We start from the raw sequence: 18,399 nt of genomic DNA on the forward strand, positions 1-18,399 counted from the left end.
CGGCCCGGGCTCGAGGCGCTTCACTCCGTCGGCGCAGCTATGCCGTCCTTGATGACCTTCTCCGTCAGCGCGGGCGAGCAAAGCGAGAGGAACCGGTAGGCGAAGCCGCGCAAGAAGCGGCCGCGGCGAAGCGCGATGCGCGACGTCGATTTCGGGAAAAGATGAGAGCTGTCGAGCAGCGTCAAACCGGTATCGCGGTTCGCATCATAAGCCATGGAGCCGACGAGGCCGATTCCAAGCCCGACTTCGACGTAGGTTTTGATGACGTCGGCGTCGAGCGCGACCATCACGATATCGGGCGTAAGATTAGCCGAGGCAAAAGCCGCATCGATCGCGGGCCGGCCGGTGAAGCCTTCGTGATACGTGATGATCGGCCATTCGGCGATCTTTTCCAAGGTGACAGGCTTCTCGCTTTCGAGCGGATGTCCCTTTGGCACGATGACGCCGTGATGCCAGGAATAGAACGGGAAAGTCACATGCTCGGGCGTGTCTTCCAACGCTTCGGTAGCAATGCCGATGTCCGCCGTACCGTCGTTCAGCATCGCCGCGATGTCTCTCGGCGTCCCCTGATGCAAAACAAGATGAACGTTGGGAAATTCCTTCCGGAAAGCCGCGATCGGCCCCGGCAGCGCATAGCGCGCCTGCGTATGCGTCGTTGCGATGACGATCTCGCCGCGATCCGATCCAGCGAACTGATCGGCAAGGCGTTTGATATTGGCGGTATCGAGCAGAATGCGATCGACGATCAGCGCCAATTCCTTGCCGGGCTCGGTGAGACCCAGCAGCCGCTTGCCACGGCGTACGAAGAGTTCGACTCCCAGTTCGTCTTCGAGATCTTTGATATGTTTCGAAACACCTGATTGCGAGGTGTAGAGCGCGTTGGCAACTTCTGTGAGATTGAAATTGCGCCGCAGTGTTTCACGGATGATGCGGAGTTGCTGAAAGTTCACGAAGTTGCCTGTGCTGTGTTCTGCGTTGGAAAGACGCTCAAGCGGCGTCCCCTGAGTTTAACGTGTTGCCCCGTCGATAATCCGAGCGTCTGAATTTCAGACCCTGGGATCTCGACCTCGAAGAAGTCTTTCCGCCCCTCGCGCGCGTCGCCATTGGCGACAAGTTCTACACGCGCAACCGAGCCTGTGCCAAGAATTCGATTGATGCTTGCCGATACCCCATCATCGGACTGCGGGTTCGCAATGATTTCGGTATCGTGCGGGCGGCTGAAGGCAATGACCTCCTGACCGTCTTTGAAGTTGCCGGTCTCAAAGCGCAATCGCTCATCGCCCACGCGTACATAGCCGCCCTCGACGCGGCCGCGGAACTCGTTAACCGCGCCGATAAAGCCATATGCAAAAGCTGTCGCAGGCTGCTCGTAGATCTCTCTCGGCGAGCCGATCTGTTCGACGCTTCCCTTGTTGACGAGAACGATCCGGTCGGAAACCTCAAGCGCCTCTTCCTGATCGTGCGTCACGAAGATCGACGAGATGTGCAGCTCGTCGTGCAACGTCCGAAGCCACCGCCGAAGCTCCTTGCGAACTTTGGCGTCGAGCGCGCCGAAAGGCTCGTCGAGAAGCAGAACGCGCGGTTCGACGGCAAGCGCCCTGGCAAGCGCAATGCGCTGCCGCTGGCCGCCCGAAAGCTGCGTCGGAAAGCGGTTTGCAACCCAGCCGAGCTGCACCAGATCGAGCAGACGCGTGACTTTGGCGCGAATTTCTTTTTCGCTCGGGCGCTCATTGCGAGGACGCACGCGAAGACCGAACGCGATGTTTTCGAACACCGTCATATGCCGGAAGAGCGCATAGTGCTGAAACACGAAGCCAACCCGGCGCTGACGAACATCCTTGTCCGTCGCGTCGATGCCGTCGAGCACGATCCGACCCGTATCGGCATGCTCGAGACCAGCAATGACGCGCAACAGCGTCGTCTTTCCGCAGCCCGATGGGCCGAGAAGTGCCACGAGTTCGCCGTCTGGAAAATTCAGGGAGACGTTATTCAGCGCCTTGAACGTGCCGAACGTCTTGCTGACGCCAATGACCTCGATGCTCATGAAACCTCTTCCACAGTTATCGGACGATGGGCGCGCCATTCGACGTAAGTCTTCAAGACCAGCGTTACCAGCGCCAGCAGCGCCAGCAGCGACGCCACAGCAAAGGCGGCGGCGAACTGATATTCATTATAGAGAATTTCGACGTGCAGCGGCATCGTGTTGGTCTCGCCGCGGATGTGACCGGAGACGACCGACACCGCGCCGAACTCGCCCATCGCACGCGCGTTGCAAAGGATAACGCCGTAGAGCAGCGCCCATTTGACGTTCGGAATCGTCACGCGCCAGAATGTCTGAAAGCCCGAAGCCCCGAGCGAGATCGCGGCCTCCTCTTCATCCTTGCCCTGCGCCTGCATCAACGGGATGAGTTCGCGCGCAATGAAGGGGAACGTGACGAACGTCGTCGCCAGGATGATGCCCGGCACGGCGAAGATGATTTTTATATCATGATCGCGCAACCAAGGCCCGAACCAGCCCTGCAAACCAAACACCAGAACGTAGATCAAGCCCGCGACCACCGGCGAAACCGAGAACGGCAGATCGATGAGGGTGATCAGAAAATTCTTGCCCGGGAACTGGAACTTCGCGATTGCCCAGGCCGCCGACAACCCGAAAAGCAGATTGAGCGGAACGGACAGCACCGCCGCCAACAGCGTCAGGCGAATGGCCGACAGCGCATCGGGCTCGACGAGTGCCGTGAAATATGTGGCCGCGCCCTTGCGGAAAGCTTCCACGAAGACCGCGATAAGGGGCAGCAAGAGAAAGACGGCGAAATAGGTGAGGCCCAAGCCGATCACCAAGTACTTCACCCAAGCCGCATCCCGCGTCGCAGGATTGGCTTCGAACTTGCCGGCCGTATCTGGCCGCGCATCGAACGCTGCAGCAACGCCAGCCATCAGATCGTCCTCCCCGTGCGCCGCGCCGTCCAAGCCTGCAACCCGTTGATCAAAAGCAGAAGCAGGAATGAGATGACCAGCATGACGGAGGCAATGGCCGTCGCGCCTTTGTAATCGAATTGCTCGAGCTTCGTGATGATGATCAGCGGCGTAATTTCGGAAACCATCGGAATATTGCCCGCGATGAAGATCACCGAACCGTATTCCCCGACGGCACGCGCAAACGCCAGAGCGAAGCCCGTGAGCAAGGCCGGAAAGAGCGTCGGAAACACCACGCGCTGAAACGCTTGCAAGCGCGTCGCGCCGAGGCTCGCCGCAGCTTCCTCATACTCAGTTTCGAGATCTTCGAGCACCGGCTGGACCGTTCTGACGACGAACGGCAGGCCAATGAACGTGAGCGCAACAAGCACGCCGGGAGGACCGAACGCGATCTTGATGCCGAGCGGGTCGAGAAGGCTGCCAATCCAACCGTTCTTCGCGTAGATCGCCGTAAGCGCGATGCCCGCGACGGCCGTCGGCAAAGCGAAGGGAAGATCGATCAACGCATCGACGATTTTCCGGCCCGGAAACGTATAGCGCGTCAAACCCCAGGCGAGCATCAAACCGAAAACGGCGTTGATCACAGCCGCCAGAAACGACGCCCCGAACGTCAGCTTATAAGAAGCGATGACACGCGGCGAAGCGACCGCATCGAGAAACTCCTGCCAGCTCATCGTCGAAGTTTTGATGAAAACGGCGGAGAGCGGAATGAGAACGATCAGCGACAGGTAGACCAGCGTGAACCCGAGCGATAGCCCGAAGCCCGGAAGGACCCTTTTATTCACCCCAGACATTTCCCCTCGCCCATTAAACTAGCAAAGCCACCACGATCACGAACCCCGCGGCGGCCAAAACGCCGGCCCAAGACAGTGCCGTGCTGAATATGATTTGGTTCGCAGTCATCCGCTTATCTCTCTGCTAAAGCAAACGACATGCACACTATTTGAGAGCCAACCCCCGGCTAACAAATAAGAGATGCTAAGCATATTCGATTATCGGGATTACCCACGAAGAGACAGCATTAACCCTGTCGCACGCGCGCGTTCGAACCATCGAGGCCGGTGACGACCAGAAATGCTTTTGCTTCACCGTCCCCAGGATTGCGAAAATGATGCGGCGTATCCGCATTGAAGAGGATCGCATCGCCTTCGGCGAGCCGAGCTGGAGAATCCTCACCGACGATGATCTCGATGCTTCCTGAGATGACGGTGAGGTTTTTTTTCGCACCCGCCGCCTGAGCAGCAAACGTCTCGCGGTGATGCGGGCTGACCGTAACCTCGTAAATTTCGATGCTCTGCGGATCGCCCCACGGAAAAAGCGCGCGGCTGACGTAGCCGCCTTCGCTCGACGAAACGACCGTCGCCCGATCGCGCGGCACGATGATCGTCCCACCCACGCCCGGACTGGAAATGAGACTTGGGACCGATACTTTCAAAGCTTCCGCTATGCGGCCCAACAGATTGATTGTAGGAGCACTTTTGCCAGTTTCGATCTGCCCGAGCATCGCCCGGCTGACGCCTGACAACGCACCCAGTTGTTCGAGCGACAAGCCATTCTTGCGCCTGAGCTGACGCAAATTTTCGCCCACGATGATTGAAAGCTTCGTCGGGCCGTTATCCGCGCCTTGGAAATTCTCAAAGTCTTCTTTTCTGGCCATCACCATCGCCGCGACTTTCGCCATCATATTTGCATCTGCAAATACGGATACCCGAGCGGCGATACCGGCAGAACGAAGAAGAAGTGATGAGCTTATGAGGGAACTTTGCTGCTCGGAGCATTTCTCAACGCGGTGCAGCATTTGCAAAAAAAACGAGAAGGACGACCGGTTGGGTCGCCCTTCTCGCAAAGATCTGACGGGGATCAGATGTCCGTCATGGCCGCCGGTGAGCGGCGCAAGATCAGAAGTTGATCTTCATACCGCCGATGACCTGCTGCATCGCCGACAGGTCGGTTGCATCTGTCGTATTGCCAACCTTCACATCGCCATCAGCATGTTGATAGACGAGGTAGAGGGTCGAGTCGGCCGCTTCGATGTTCTGCGCTGCACCGACTGCCCAGAAATTGATGTTGGCACCCGTTGTTCTGATGGTACCCGAGCTGGTTACGTTCGAACCAGCGTCATCCTGGCGATACATACCGAAAACGTTGGTCTTACCCAGCGGGATCCACTTCTTCTCGATGCCGCCCTGGACGAACCAAGTTGTGCTGTCCTTCTCGAGAATTTTCGCGTCGATGGCGGGATCGTTCGAGCCATCATGCTGCTTGCCATAACCGCCGTAAACGAACAGGCCGGTCGGGGCATGCTGAATGAAGCCAGATACGCCCCACCACTCGCAATTGAGTGCGTTATCAGGCGACGAGCCCGAGCCGTGGCAAGGCGTGGAGAAGCCATCCGTCGACTGGCCGTAACCGGCCCGTGCGTTGTAATTGAAATCGCCGGCTTCGCCCTTGTAGATCAAGGCCGCATCCCAGATATCGTCTTCGCCCCAGGCCGTCGCAACGTTGAAACCAGCAAACACCGGCGACTCGTAGCGCACAACGTTCCGGCGTCCGTCATCACCCGGCGTCGAGTTGTTGAAGCCGCGAAGCGCGTCACCCCACTTCAGATTACCTCCGCTATTGATCTTGCTCCCGTCTTTACCGCGGAGGTAGAAGCTCTGGAGATAATCCGGAGGACCTTCCGCGTCGTAGAAGTTACGCGTTAGAGTCGTGTCGGCGTCGTCGAGCAAATGGTAGGTCGCCGTGCTGTCCTGACCGACAGAGAGCTTACCGAAAGTCTTGCTCTTTAAGAACCAGCTGCTCTTGCGAACCGAAAGGATATTGGAGGTGCCGCTCGTGCCGTCCGGGTTATCCTGATCGGTTTTGCTGCTGTTGCCGCCATATACCCCGATTTCAAGCAAGTAGCCCGCAGACCAATCGGCGTTGATCTTAGCTTCGCCGAGGAAGCGGAAACGAGATTGTTCAACCGGGTTCGTGCCGACGTAAGCATTTCTCTCGCTGCCGTCGTCCCACCAGATCACGTTCTCGTTTACCCAGCCCGACACGGTCAGGCTGACTTTGCGGTTGCCCTTGCGAGCCGTCGTGGCTTCAAGCTCGGCAACGCGCTCTTCGAGATCGGCGCAGCAATTGCCGCCGAGATCCGCTGCAGCCGCAGGCATCGCCCACCCGCTGATCATCAAAGCGGCAACCCAAAGACCCCAATGGCCCCGCGTACCCTGTGAAAATTTCATGTAAGTTCAGACCCCCGTCTGTTAGCTACTTTTGGTGCATTACTTTCTCCTTTTGTTTTTAATGATCTGATTACAGTGTTCAACAGCGCACGCGTCCACGCTGGTATTTCTGCAATAGCGGAGTGACTATCTTGTACCACACGACGGTACAGCTGTTGCACCGACAGGTCCCCCGGCTGGTCTGGGCAGCGCAGCAGCACCTACAATATTCGCGATAATTGAGAGGTGACCCGGGGAGCGCTCGGGGTCGCCGAGCCAGCCGATGCCGTCACAATGGCCGGGATCAAAAGAGTTCCAATGCAGCAAGCTCTTCCGCGGGGTGGTACAGCGGAGTGGCTATCGTGTACCACAACCGGGTACAACTGGCGCGCCAACGGTCCAGCCGGCTGCTCTGAGCAGCGCCGCTGCGCCCACGATGTCGCGATGATCGAGAGGTTGCGATCCGCGAAGCGCTTGCCGCCTCCGAGCCAGCCAGTGCCTTTGCAACGGCCGCGACTGAGAGAGGTCCAATGCGGCGAGCCGTTCAGCGGCCGACCGGAACTCGGCAGCGCGACGCAGTCTCTCAAGCAACGCAAGACCTTCGGGCCACGGCCCAAAACCGGCTTCGGCATTGATGTGCCCCGCTTCGCCCAGATCGACGAAATCGGCCCGCCAGAGATCCGCCCAGCGACGCGCTTTATCGATTGCCATCCAAGGATCGTTACGGCTCGCGACCACCACGACCGGGAATGCCAACGGCTTCACCGGCAGAAATTCAGCCACTCCGAACGTCTCGGGATCGGCCGGCGCGACCAGGAGTGCGCCAGCGATTCGCTCTGCGTGGTCGCTCGCGGCTTGGACGGCGGCCAAGGCGCCGAAGGAGTGGGCGGCGATGAAAATGGGGCCGGTTGCGTGTGCAATTTCGCGACGAACGCGAGCCGACCATTCGGGTAGGTGAGGATCGTTCCAGTCGCGCTGCGTAACTCGGATGCTGCCGCTAACGCGTCTCTCGAGCCAAGTTTGCCAATGTGTGGGTCCGCTCGAACGAAGTCCCGGAGCGATGAGAGTTGTCGACATTGAATTCACCCTTGATGCTGAGCCCTAGGGATGGGGCTGGCTATGGTCTGCAAAGTCCTGAGGCGTAGGATTGAGTACTCGCACTCACAGGCGGTGCTCCGGATCTGGATCCGGCTAGCGGAGAAACGACCCGCAACACCTCTCGCAACCTTGTCCTGACATCAGCATTGTTTCGAATTCCGCGACGAAGTGATCGATCAACCTGCTTCGTGCGCCGCCCTGCTCATCGGAAATGGTCTGGAGGAGCTTCCGGGCGAGAGGAACGGCGCACGAATTCAGTTTCTAGCGAGCATTTCAGCTCTTGTTGCCAGGCGTGTAGATCTGATCGAATACACCACCGTCCTTGAAGTGCTCAGCCTGCGCCTTGGTCCAGCCGCCGAAGACGTCATCGATGGTGAACGTCTGCACCTTGCCAAACTGGCTTGCGTACTTCTGAGCGACCTTTGCATCGCGCGGACGATAGAAATTCTGCGCTGCGATCTCCTGGCCTTCTTCGCTGTAGAGATGCTTCAGATATTCCTCGGCAACTGCTCGCGTACCGCGCTTGTCGACGACCTTATCAACGACGGCAACGTTCGGCTCGGCAAGAATTGAAATCGACGGCGTGACGATCTCGAACTTGTCGGGACCGAGCTCTTTGACCGAGAGATAGGCTTCATTTTCCCATGCGATCAACACGTCGCCGATGCCACGCTCGACGAAAGTCGTCGTCGAACCACGAGCGCCGGAATCCAGAACCTTGGTGTTCTTGTAGATCTTGGCGACGAAATCTTTCGCCGTAGCATCGCTACCGCCGGGCTGCTTCAGCGCGTAACCCCAGGCAGCGAGATAGTTCCAGCGTGCACCACCCGACGTCTTCGGGTTCGGCGTCACGACCTCGACGCCGTCCTTAGCCAGATCAGACCAATCCTTGATGCCCTTCGGGTTGCCCTTACGAACGAGGAAAACGATCGTGGACGTATAAGGCGCCGAGTTGTCGGGAAGGCGCTTGATCCAGTCTGCCTTGATCAGATCGCCGTTCTTATGAAGCGCATCCACGTCGGCCGCGAGCGCCAGCGTCACGACGTCGGCGTCGATGCCGTCGATCACCGAACGAGCCTGCTTGCCCGAGCCGCCGTGCGACTGCTTGATCGTTACGTCATCGCCCGTCTTGGCCTTCCAATACTTGGTGAAGGCTGCGTTGTAGGCCTGATAGAGTTCGCGGGTCGGATCGTACGAAACGTTGAGCAACGAGATTTCTGCGGCTGAGGCGTAGCCGGAAAGTCCAGCAAGGCCGAGGCCCAGGGCGGCACCGATGGCCGATCTGCGCGTCAGGGGTAGAAACGACATGAGAACCTCTCAGGTTGGAATTGACCTAAGAGCAACCCTATCGACGGGTGCTTTCTCCATGAACGAAGAAGAAATGCTGAGCTTATTAGACGTTTCGGCGGTCGAAATCCCCTAACTGCGGGGGCTCAATCTGTTAAAATGGAAATCCTAGCCAGCCCGACGAAACGAAATTTTTCGCTCGCCGCTAGCCGAAATCCGAGGACGGACGCCGCTGGGGATCGTCAGAGGCCACCCTGCCAATCCTACTGTTTTCGCGGTTCCACGGTGTCTGCCGTGATCGTGTAACCGGCATCCGCGAGCCCGGTAAAAGCCTCGCTCGTGTTGATTTTGCCCGTGACCGTGACCGGATCGAAGGCCCCCCCGATCTCGAAGCCCTTGTCCGTCTTCACATAGATGATCTGATTGGCGGGAGGCGGGGGCACGTGGATGCAGGCCCCCACAAACGGAACGAGAAGAAATTCCTTCACCGTCGTCGCGTCGAAATCGAGCGGCACCACGTAGCCTCCGATGGCGACGCTTTTCCCATCGAGCTCCTGCACGATGGCCGGAGGACGATCGCTCCCAGGCTGCCGCCGCTTCACCGACATGAAGTTGCCCTCAGGCAGCGGAGGCGGAGGAGGACCGGCATCCGTAGCCGGCGGCACCGAACCACCGAAAAACGTCTTCGACTGCATCGGCGATGGGCCAGGCACGTTCTTTGGTATGAGATCAGCCCACTTGAGTTGCAGAGGCGCATCGGCAACGACGTTCGAAGACGCCACAACGGAAAACGCGAGGGGGAGCAAGACGCCCAGAGCCAGAAGATGTTTCGATGCCATAGCTGCATCCTTCCAAAAAATGAAACCGATCACACTCTGACCATCATGCCGTCAGCCAGCGACAGCCGATACGCTCGGATCGCCGGCAACAAGCCAGCAATGAACCCCGCGGCGACGATCAACCCGAGCTTCAACCATTCATCGGGTCGCGGCGGATCGATCGCGAGGCTCAGCCCATACGTGTGATCGATATAGGGCCGCATCAGATAGAGCCCCACGTAAAGACCAAGCGTTCCGGCAATAACGCCCGCGAGCGTCAACAGTCCGCCTTCAGCCGCAAGCAGTCCAAGCACCGTTGCCGGTGTCGCGCCGACCGAGCGCAAGATCGCCATCTCGCGACGCCGCTCGTTGAGCGTGGTCAGGATCATCGTCACCATGCCGAGCAGCGCCGTCGCAACGACCATCGCCGAAACAACAGATAGAGCCGTCTCGGCTGTTCCGATAAGTCCCCAAAGCTCCTGCAGAGCAACGCCCGGCATGATCGCCGATAACGGCTCCTCCGGATAATCGTTGATCCGTCGTTGCACTTTGAATGTTGCAAGCTTCGAGTTGAGACCGACCATCGCCGCCGTTATGGCGCGCGGCGTGAGATCCATCTTGCGCACCGCATCCGCCGAGATATTTTCGCCGGGAACAGGCGCGCCATTCTGCCAATCGATGTGAATAGCTTCGATGGCTTCGAGGCTGACGTGCACCGTCCGGTCTATCGGCGTGCCCGTTTTTGCGAGGATGCCAGAAACGCGGAACGGCTTGTCCTCATGCTCGACGAACGAGATCGAGCCGACACCGTGCGCGACGACGATCCTGTCTCCAACCTTGTATCCCAGCGCGTCCGCGACATCCGATCCGATGACCGCATCGAACAAATCCGTGAATGGACCGCCCGATGCAAACGTCATGCTCTGGCCGTGACGGAATTTGTAGTGCGTAAAGTAATCGGCATTCGTGCCGAGCACGCGAAAGCCGTGGTGGCTGTCGCCAAGCGACATCGGAACGATCCAGGAAACCTCAGGCATCTTTGCGATGTCCTGATAGCTCTTCCAGGTCACGTTGTTGGTCGCGTTTCCGATGCGAAAAACAGAGTAGAGCAGCAGATTGAGGCTGCCACTGCGCGCCCCGACGATCAAATCCGTTCCCGAAATCGTGTCGGCGAAGCTCTGCCGCGCACCGGTGCGAACTTTCTCGACCCCGAGCAGCAGCATGACGCTCACGGCAATGGCCAGAACCGTCAGGCACGCCGTCACCCAGCGGTTGAGCAATGACTGAAACGCGAGACGAAAAATCATCATTTCACGGCACCTCGCGACGAGACGGCGATTTCGTCGAGACGCACGACGCGATCGAAATGCGGCGCCAATCCCTCATCGTGACTGACCATGATGACGCTCGTACCTGCCTTCTCGCTTTGCGCAAACAAGAGCTTTAGAAACGCCTCTTCCGTATTTCGATCGAGCGCCGACGTCGGCTCATCCGCCACCAGAATTTGCGGCGCACCGATCAATGCCCGCGCCGCGGCGACGCGCTGCTGCTGCCCGACGCTCAAGCTCGCAGCCTTCACTGTCGCAATCACCGTCTCGTCGAGACCGAGCGCCACGAGCAACCCTCGCGCAACGTCATCGATCGATCCCTCTCGAAGCGCATTTTCGCGCCGCGTGCGAGAGAACCTGAGCGGCAGCAACACGTTGTCGATGAGCGACGCGTAAGGCAGCAGATTGAACATCTGGAAGATGATGCCGAAGTTGTCGACGCGAAACCGGTCGCGCCGCGCTCCGCTGAGCTTCGCCATCTCGGTGCCGGCCACATCGATCCGCCCTTCGTTCGGAGATACGATTCCCGCAAGCAGACTGAGGAACGTGCTCTTCCCGCTTCCCGACGGACCAAGAAGCAAAAGCTTCTCCTCGCGGCCAAGCGAAAACTTTTTGATCGTAAGGGAGAACGGCGAGGTCCCGGGCCAGGAGTAATGCACGTTCTCGAACGAAACCGCGTCAAGAGGGCTTTCGCCCTCTATCCGCGTGTCTCGTGAAGCCACGATATATTCACTCATGGCTACATCACGCCCGTCAGATCGAGCGCCGGCTTATCGCGCGTCATCTGCGCCTGCGTTTGTCCCTTCGGCGATGTGATGTTGACGTTGAGAAGCTGCGCACCCGCAAAGCTATTGAAATAGATCGTTTCGAGCCCGGTCACGTTTTCCGGAGCCTCGCAACTGATTGTGTACGTCGCATGGAACTCGGAGTGCTGCGGCGCGCCCGGCTTGTCGTCATCATCATCGTCCTTTTCCCCAGGCTTGTGCGTCTCTTTTCGATTCTCGACGCTGACCGCCTCCGCCTTGCAGTTCGCCGAAGCGGGTAGTTTGAAAACGGCTAGAACATCAGCGAGCTTCGCCTTTGCTTTCTCGACTGCCGCTTTCTGTTCCTCGGTCGAGGCGACATGCTCGAAGCCGACGATATCCATTCCCGGCGACAGCAGTTCCATCTCGATTTTCTTGCCCTCGATGGCAATATCGAGTGTGCCTTGCCCGTGCACGTGCGGGCCGAGTTGCCTGTGTGTTGCCTCCTCGGCGAATGCAGGTCCCGCAACGAAAATGGCCACCGAGGCCAATCCTGAAAGAACTTTCGACATGGGTCTCTCCAATTGGATGAATGCGCTGCCACGCGCCATGGCACGGCGTTTGGCTTGGCGGCGTCGAAGCACGATCGCGGATCGCGAAAAACGCAGCCGATGACGGGAAGGCGGATTGCTAGCTGAACGAAGACGCAAAAGCGGTCTTCGTGGCTCAGGCGAATTGCGCCTGCGGAGGACCACGCGCACGAAGTTCATAGCAGCGAACTATGCTGCTCTGAGCGTTGAGAGGCGCCTGAAGGTGAACGAAAGCAACTTCAGTAGGTGCGGGAAAATCAAAAAGCGAAGGAACGAGCGATGTCGCAGCAACCGCTGTTGCCCAGCAGAGCACGCAGCCGTGGTGGTCATCGCCGGATGGCGCACAGGGCTTCGTTGGCGTTTGCGTGCAATGACCGGCAAAGGCGACGATGGACCGGGCGCCGACTTCACGGCTGGCATGATGATGGAAGGAAGCGACGCAAAATTGCACGCTGAAGGCAAACAGCGTGAGCCAAACGAACCTGATGCGGAGTCGCGATGCGGTCATGATCTCCGGCCGTTTTTTCACCCAACCAGAATTTGCCCGGTCTTGTGTCAGTATCGTGGCGAGCAACCACCCTCTCACGATATACTCAGGAACGACACCGATAGGCTTGGCAAATGGTCCCGGCTCCGTAAAATTGGAACCATTGGGGCCCTCGTGCATTTTATTTCGCGCGAGATTCTGTGCATTCCTTCCGGGACGATAAGAAGAAATTGTGAAGACGCAGCAACCAGGGAAGGCTGGCCAGCCTGGTCAAGCCAAATCCCTAGGCCGTTTCAAAATTCCCGCTCCCTCTGCGAGGGTCGCGACCTGCCTTCTTTGCCTGGGAATTCTCGTTCCGTCCCTGGGGTTTTCAGCATACGTGATGAGCGCGGCGCATTCCCGTGGCCTTTCCGTGCTGCAGGAGGATGCCCGGACACGTGCGCGGCTCGCCGCATCCTTTGTCGACGAGCGAATGGACGGCCTTCTCCGCACATTGAAGGCTCTGTCGTCAACTTCGGGAAATAGTGAAGATAACCTTCGCTCGGAGCTCGATCAGAAAGGCATTCTGCTTTTCACGAGAAGCGAAAATCTCGACGTTTTGTCGCCCGGCGGCAGCCTTGATGCGAGCCTGATCGACCTCGACGGCCCCGCACGTTCCGCAGCGGAAACCGCCCTGTCGACAATGGCGCCGCAAATCACAGCCTTTGACCACGCACCGGACAAAGGGATCGACGTTTGGATTGCGGCCCAATCGAGCGGTTCTGGACCCATTTTGCTCCAAGCGCGAATCCCGTCGACGTACATCGCCTCCGCACTCAAAAACTTTGCGACGGGGGGACCGTGGTCAATTTCCGTAGTAGGGCCGGACGGTCATATCCTCGCTAAAACGCGCGGCAAGTCGGCGATTGCAGAAAATTTGATTGATACAAATAACCCAGCACTCGTCGAAGCGGTGGCTGACACCGAGCAGTTCGGTTGGAAAGTTGCCGCACAAATTCCAGAAAATGCTGAAGAACAGCGCGCAGGACGAAACTGGATAACGTTTGCGACGCTTTCATCTTTGCTGGCAGTCGCATCGTTTGCCGGCGCAACGTGGTTGACCCGGATCATTTACGAAGATCCCAACGCGAGCCCAACAGCAGGCATGACATTGCCATTCAACAGCGAGGGCACAAAGCCCAGATCGCGCGAACCGGCCGGAGCCCGCGAACAGCGACTTCGCCAGGCTCTGCGCGCGGGCAATGTTGGCGTTTGGGAATGGGACCTCGCAACCGGCGCCATTCACTGGGACGCTGAAATTTCAGAAATTCTTAACGATCTTCAACCTGCGCACGATCATCCGGCGCGCATGCTGATCCGCCGCGTCGAGCGTTACGACCGCCGCCGATTGTTGAAGGCCATTGGCGCTGCGATCACCGGCGCAACGCCTTTGGCCGTAGAAGTTCGCGTTCGCCGACCCAATGGAGAGACGCGCTGGATCGCCGTGCGCGGTGCCCCGACCGAGGCAGATGAAGGTAAAGTCGCCACCCTTGCAGGCGTCGCCTATGACGTGACAGACCAAAAGCTCAGCCTTACGCGGACTGACGCTCTTCTCCGCGAAGTCTCACATCGATCGAAAAACCTTCTGGCTTTGATTCTCGCGATGGCACGGCTAACGGCCCGCGACGCCGTCGATGTTACATCCCACCTCAAGGATTTCACCCTTCGCGTCGCAGGTTTGGCGGCCTCTCAAGACCTGATCGTCGCCTCCGATTGGCAAAGCGTCGATTTCGCGACCTTGGCAGCGGCGGAAATCGGCGCGGTTGCGCGAACCGACGCCGGCCGCGTGTCCATCATGGGACCGCCGGTCATGCTGACACCGGAAGCGGCCCAAACGCTGGGAATGGTCTTAACGGAACTCGCGCTCAATGCGGTCGAACACGGCGCTTTGTCGGCAGCAACCGGCGAAGTGAAGCTCGAATGGTCCTTCCCCAGCCCAACGACGATTGTGATCTCGTGGCGTGAAACGGGAGGACCGCCGTTCCTGCCACACGGCCCAAAAGGTTACGGTATGTCGGTCGTCGAGCGCTTTTCGACCCAAGGCCTGAAGCTTTCTGCTCACGCTGATGGCAACGCCCACGAATTCACTTGGACGCTGACCGGCCCTCTCGCGAACATCGGACAGGCCAGGAAAGGCGGCTCAAAAACTTGAGCCGCTGTTTTCAACAGCGGAATTCTCACACGAATGGAACCACCCCCCTGCCCATAGGTTCTTGCCGTTGGGGCAATATAGCGGGGGCGCTGGCCGTGAAAATTCTCATCACCGAAGATGAAGCGATAGTCGCCGACGAGCTCGAAGCGATCGTCACGGACCTGGGCCATCAAGTTGTCGGCATTGCTGGATCGTCCCGACGCGCCTTTAAGCTCGCGGAAACCACCGATTGCGATCTGGCGCTCGTGGACATTCATCTCAGCGATGGCATAACCGGAACGACCGTCGCACGACGCCTAAGTGAAGACACGCATGCGACCGTGATTTTCACGACCTCAAATCCGAAGCAGATACCCGAAGACTTCTCGTCTGCTTGCGGCGTCATCACCAAACCATACACCGAGAGCGCGGTGAAATCGGCGATCACATTCGTCGTCGACTGCATGGAAACGGGAAGCTCGCTACGTCCTAAACCTCGCGCCCTGCTGCTGTCACCAGCCTACGCGGAGCGCTGGAAGGTCCGCTGAACTGCCCAACTCCCGTTGAGTTGTGCCGACGGACTCTACCGATCAAACAGCGGTCGTCTTCATTTCTTTTGCTGAGGCCGGAACTTCGTCTTCCGGCACAGACAACGTCAACTCCGGCAATTTGATCGATACGCGCGTGCCCGGTCGCGGCTGGCCCGGCCGCACCGGCTCGTAGGATATGGCTCCCGAAAATTGGCGCGTTAGAAGTGCCGCGATTTTCGTACCCAATCCTTCGCCCGCATGGCTCGCGTTGGCGTGAAGCAATTTATCGGTCTCGTTGCCGATTGCCGGATAAAGATTGGCATCGATCCCATTGCCGTCATCTTCGACGATCAGTTCCGCTCCAATGTCACCGGTGCGTCGCAGCCGAACATTCACATGGCCTGCGCCATCCTCGCCAAATGCATGCTTGTAGGAATTGACGACGAACTCTTGCGCCAAGACGCAAAGCGACGTCGCGACTTGCGCAGGCGCCAGAAGCGGGGGCACCTCTATCGTCAAATGAATTTTGCCTTCCTCGGCCGTTTCGATCACGTCGTCCAGCACGGCTTGAATGAGCGTGTCGATGCGCACGAGTTCGAGATCATTGACGACATTCATTCGCCGCTGCGCGCTCGCGATTGCATGGATGCGATCGCGTGCACCTGTGAGCGTTTTCAAAGATCTTGGATCGGATGTGTGCCGGATATGCAAATTGATAAATCCGACGACGAGCGACAGCGTATTGCCGATGCGATGCGTAACATCCCTGAGAAGCGCTTCTGCACGCTCCCGTTCCGCTTCCGCGCGATCCCGCTCGATCGCAAGCTCTTCGGTGCGCGCCTTGACACGAGCTTCCAACGATCGGTTTGCTGACGTCAACGTCAGAGCCGTGATCTCGAGCGCCTGCACGCGTTGTCGCTCGCGGATCAAAGCGACCATCGCCAAAGCGGCGCACGCCAGCAATATCGCGAGCATCGCAGCAAGAAGCCAAAAGCTCTGGTCGTGAAATTGAGCAACACGCCGTTCGAAAAGACGTTGTTGTTGCAGGCTTGCGGCGGCGATCTCGTCACGCAATCGGTTCGACAGCGCGACGTCGAGACTATTCTGCGCAAGCGGACCCGCTTGAAATGTACTCTTGCCCGCCTCTGAAATGCTCTTGTCGATAGCCGAGAGATGTTCCTGCTGCGCTTTGTGAACCGCCTCAATCTCAGCCAGCAGATCATAGTTGTTCCGGCCGATCCGGGTGAAATCGGAATGGATGCCATTCACGGTCTTCTTCGCGGACTCGTAGGAAGCGAGATAAGTTGGATCTCTGGTAAGCAGATATCCGCGCTGCGCGATTTCGAGATCCTGCGCGGCGCTCAGCCACTTCGTCAGCCCCTGTTGATAGAGCAACGTCTGCGCGACGCGATCCGCAGCCGTCACCGTCCATTGCCAAGCAACGATTGCTGCAAGACCAGAGAGAACGGCGATTGAAACCCAGACCAACAGCGTTCTCGTCGCATTCGACGTTAGAAACGCTGCAAATCTCCGCGATATGTTGTGGCGGGCCATAACCTAGCTAAGCATGATCGAGAGAAGCGTATGCAATGCCACGACTTACCCTTCGTGCCAACCGCCTGTTGATACGAATTTTCCGATACTACGATTAGGCTGCTCGAACCTTTCCAACACGTAATGCATTTGGCAGAGCGATGATCCGCCTGCGGCATCGTCGCATTTGAATCGAAAGCGAGCGATTTATGAGAAAGCTCACGGGATAGCGAAAAATGCGTCAGGAGATCGTGGAACCCTGCCGCCATCCCTTCGTTGATTCAATGTGACCGTGCCCAATACTCCCTCCCCACTCCCCCGTGGCCCAGGGTACGGCACCACTTAAGAGAGTTCGCGACCGCTTCCCCCCGAGCGGCGCGAACTCTTCTCTTTTTGGGGCAGAACTCCGCATTCCAACCCGCCATCGGGTCGCCACGATATCGGAACCGCGCACGATTGGCGCACGTTCTCCTGTTGTGCATTTAGAAATGGATGGGAGCCAATGGGAAACCTGCTTTATTACGCGATCGTCTTTTTGATCGTGGCGCTCGTCGCCGCCGCATTAGGTTTTGGCGGCGTCGCTGGCACAGCGATGGAAGGAGCCCGGCTCATCTTCTGGGTCGCAATCGTCCTCTTCATCGTCTCGATCGTGGCGAGCTTCATACGCCGAGCGTGATGCACGATTAAAAGTGGCCGTCTACTAAAAGAGGCGCGGCTCCATCGGAACCGCGCCTCTTCTTTAGTAGGAACTGGCATCCATCACGCCGCGCGTTGACCGGACTTTTTCGATTTAAGGCCGAAGAACAGTGATTGGCTGATCATTGCTTTGACGACGGCGGGCTCGAAGGGTTTGGTGATTAGGAATACCGGCTCCGGCTTCGTGCCCGTAAGCAACCGTTCCGGGAACGCGGTGATGAAAATGACCGGAACGCTGATCGATTCGAGAATTTCATTCACAGCCTCAAGTCCCGAGCTTCCGTCAGCCAGATGAATATCTGCGAGCACGAGAGACGGCGCCTTCTTGGCGACTTCCGCGACGGCCTCCTGATGCGTCCGGGCGACGCCCTGCACACGGTGGCCGATGTCAACGACAAGCGCTTCGAGATCCATTGCAATGAGCGGTTCGTCCTCGATGATAAGAACGTCGGCCGACAGCTGCTCCGCGATCTCAGCACCCGCCAGCTGCAGAAGCTCAGTCACATGTGCCGGCGTAACATCCAGAACCTGCGCTGCTTCCGCAGTAGAGAAGCCTTCGACCGAAACAAGAAGAAAAGCCTGCCTCGGAAGCGGCGTGATCGCTTCCAGCCGGCGCTCGGGAAGAGGCTTATCGAGCTGCCGCGTATCATCGGAAACACGGTTTACCGCCAACGAATTCCATACCTTGGTGAAAGTGCGATAGAGCGCGACGCGCGGTGCGATCGATTTATCGAACGCGTCAGAATCGGCGATTAGCGCTTCCAGCACCGCCGCGACGTAGTTGTCGCCGGACTGCTGGCTTCCCGTCAGCGATCGCGCATAGCGGCGCAGATACGGCAGATGGGGAGCGATGGATTCGGCTATCGACATTTGACACCTCGTAATCTCGTTTAATGGCGAGAGGATCACTGTGCCGAAACACACGACCATCTCG

18 protein-coding genes are annotated in these 18,399 nt (G+C 58.4%); 3 read left to right on the forward strand and 15 right to left on the reverse strand.

Annotation, left to right across the window (positions count from 1 at the left end):
- Window positions 1–20: 20 nt before the first annotated feature.
- The 13 genes from G359_RS17125 to G359_RS17185 all read right to left on the reverse strand — a co-directional run bounded on the left by G359_RS17125 (window position 21) and on the right by G359_RS17185 (window position 12,557).
- The gene (locus tag G359_RS17125) at window positions 21–950 is read right to left on the reverse strand and encodes a CysB family HTH-type transcriptional regulator (RefSeq protein WP_045837101.1); all 930 of its coding nucleotides are present in this window, start codon (window positions 948–950) and stop codon (window positions 21–23) included.
- Window positions 947–2,044 carry a sulfate/molybdate ABC transporter ATP-binding protein gene (locus G359_RS17130; RefSeq protein WP_045837102.1) on the reverse strand — a complete coding sequence of 366 codons (1,098 nt, stop codon included), beginning with the start codon at window positions 2,042–2,044 and terminating at the stop codon, window positions 947–949. Before G359_RS17130 ends, G359_RS17125 begins: the two co-directional genes overlap by 4 nt.
- Window positions 2,041–2,937: a sulfate ABC transporter permease subunit CysW gene (cysW, locus tag G359_RS17135; RefSeq protein WP_045838168.1), complete on the reverse strand. Its 897-nt coding sequence runs from the start codon at window positions 2,935–2,937 to the stop codon at window positions 2,041–2,043. The genes G359_RS17130 and cysW overlap by 4 nt, the downstream gene beginning before the upstream one ends.
- The gene (gene cysT, locus G359_RS17140; protein ID WP_045837103.1) at window positions 2,937–3,770 is read right to left on the reverse strand and encodes a sulfate ABC transporter permease subunit CysT; all 834 of its coding nucleotides are present in this window, start codon (window positions 3,768–3,770) and stop codon (window positions 2,937–2,939) included. The genes cysW and cysT overlap by 1 nt, the downstream gene beginning before the upstream one ends.
- Before the next feature lie 227 nt (window positions 3,771–3,997).
- Entirely contained in the window at window positions 3,998–4,660 is a 663-nt protein-coding gene (locus G359_RS17145; protein ID WP_245280077.1) for a helix-turn-helix domain-containing protein, read from the reverse strand.
- A 214-nt stretch (window positions 4,661–4,874) separates the two neighbouring features.
- On the reverse strand, window positions 4,875–6,206 hold the full coding sequence (locus G359_RS17150) for a porin (protein WP_045837104.1): 1,332 nt from the start codon (window positions 6,204–6,206) through the stop codon (window positions 4,875–4,877).
- Window positions 6,207–6,542: 336 nt separating this feature from the next.
- Window positions 6,543–7,262: an RBBP9/YdeN family alpha/beta hydrolase gene (locus tag G359_RS17155; RefSeq protein ID WP_045837105.1), complete on the reverse strand. Its 720-nt coding sequence runs from the start codon at window positions 7,260–7,262 to the stop codon at window positions 6,543–6,545.
- 294 nt (window positions 7,263–7,556) lie between these two features.
- A complete protein-coding gene (locus tag G359_RS17160) occupies window positions 7,557–8,591 on the reverse strand; it encodes a sulfate ABC transporter substrate-binding protein (protein WP_045837106.1) in 1,035 nt (344 codons plus the stop codon).
- 242 nt (window positions 8,592–8,833) lie between these two features.
- Window positions 8,834–9,409 carry a DUF3299 domain-containing protein gene (locus G359_RS17165; RefSeq protein ID WP_045838170.1) on the reverse strand — a complete coding sequence of 192 codons (576 nt, stop codon included), beginning with the start codon at window positions 9,407–9,409 and terminating at the stop codon, window positions 8,834–8,836.
- A 29-nt stretch (window positions 9,410–9,438) separates the two neighbouring features.
- Window positions 9,439–10,698 carry an ABC transporter permease gene (locus G359_RS17170; protein ID WP_045837107.1) on the reverse strand — a complete coding sequence of 420 codons (1,260 nt, stop codon included), beginning with the start codon at window positions 10,696–10,698 and terminating at the stop codon, window positions 9,439–9,441.
- Entirely contained in the window at window positions 10,695–11,453 is a 759-nt protein-coding gene (locus G359_RS17175; protein WP_045837108.1) for an ABC transporter ATP-binding protein, read from the reverse strand. Before G359_RS17175 ends, G359_RS17170 begins: the two co-directional genes overlap by 4 nt.
- 2 nt (window positions 11,454–11,455) lie before the next feature.
- Complete coding sequence (locus tag G359_RS17180) at window positions 11,456–12,031, reverse strand: DUF2796 domain-containing protein (RefSeq protein ID WP_045837109.1); 576 nt, start codon at window positions 12,029–12,031, stop codon at window positions 11,456–11,458.
- 154 nt (window positions 12,032–12,185) lie between these two features.
- A complete protein-coding gene (locus G359_RS17185) occupies window positions 12,186–12,557 on the reverse strand; it encodes a hypothetical protein (RefSeq protein ID WP_045838171.1) in 372 nt (123 codons plus the stop codon).
- Window positions 12,558–12,918: 361 nt separating this feature from the next.
- Between G359_RS17185 and G359_RS17190 the strand changes: the two genes are divergently transcribed.
- Window positions 12,919–14,727 (forward strand): sensor histidine kinase, encoded by a 1,809-nt coding sequence (locus tag G359_RS17190; protein WP_045837110.1) that lies wholly within the window; start codon window positions 12,919–12,921, stop codon window positions 14,725–14,727.
- Between the two features lie 95 nt (window positions 14,728–14,822).
- A complete protein-coding gene (locus G359_RS17195) occupies window positions 14,823–15,254 on the forward strand; it encodes a response regulator (RefSeq protein ID WP_052699431.1) in 432 nt (143 codons plus the stop codon).
- 42 nt (window positions 15,255–15,296) lie between these two features.
- Here the strand turns inward: G359_RS17195 and G359_RS17200 are convergent, their stop codons facing one another.
- Window positions 15,297–16,724 (reverse strand): sensor histidine kinase, encoded by a 1,428-nt coding sequence (locus G359_RS17200; protein ID WP_245280078.1) that lies wholly within the window; start codon window positions 16,722–16,724, stop codon window positions 15,297–15,299.
- Between the two features lie 547 nt (window positions 16,725–17,271).
- Between G359_RS17200 and G359_RS20190 the strand changes: the two genes are divergently transcribed.
- The gene (locus G359_RS20190) at window positions 17,272–17,445 is read left to right on the forward strand and encodes a DUF1328 domain-containing protein (protein WP_045837112.1); all 174 of its coding nucleotides are present in this window, start codon (window positions 17,272–17,274) and stop codon (window positions 17,443–17,445) included.
- An 83-nt stretch (window positions 17,446–17,528) separates the two neighbouring features.
- Here G359_RS20190 and G359_RS17210 read toward each other — a convergent pair whose 3' ends face one another.
- The gene (locus G359_RS17210; protein WP_045837113.1) at window positions 17,529–18,335 is read right to left on the reverse strand and encodes a response regulator; all 807 of its coding nucleotides are present in this window, start codon (window positions 18,333–18,335) and stop codon (window positions 17,529–17,531) included.
- Window positions 18,336–18,399 lie beyond the last annotated feature (64 nt).

The sequence above is a fragment of the Hyphomicrobium sp. 99 genome, from assembly GCF_000384335.2.
GTDB lineage: Bacteria > Pseudomonadota > Alphaproteobacteria > Rhizobiales > Hyphomicrobiaceae > Hyphomicrobium_B.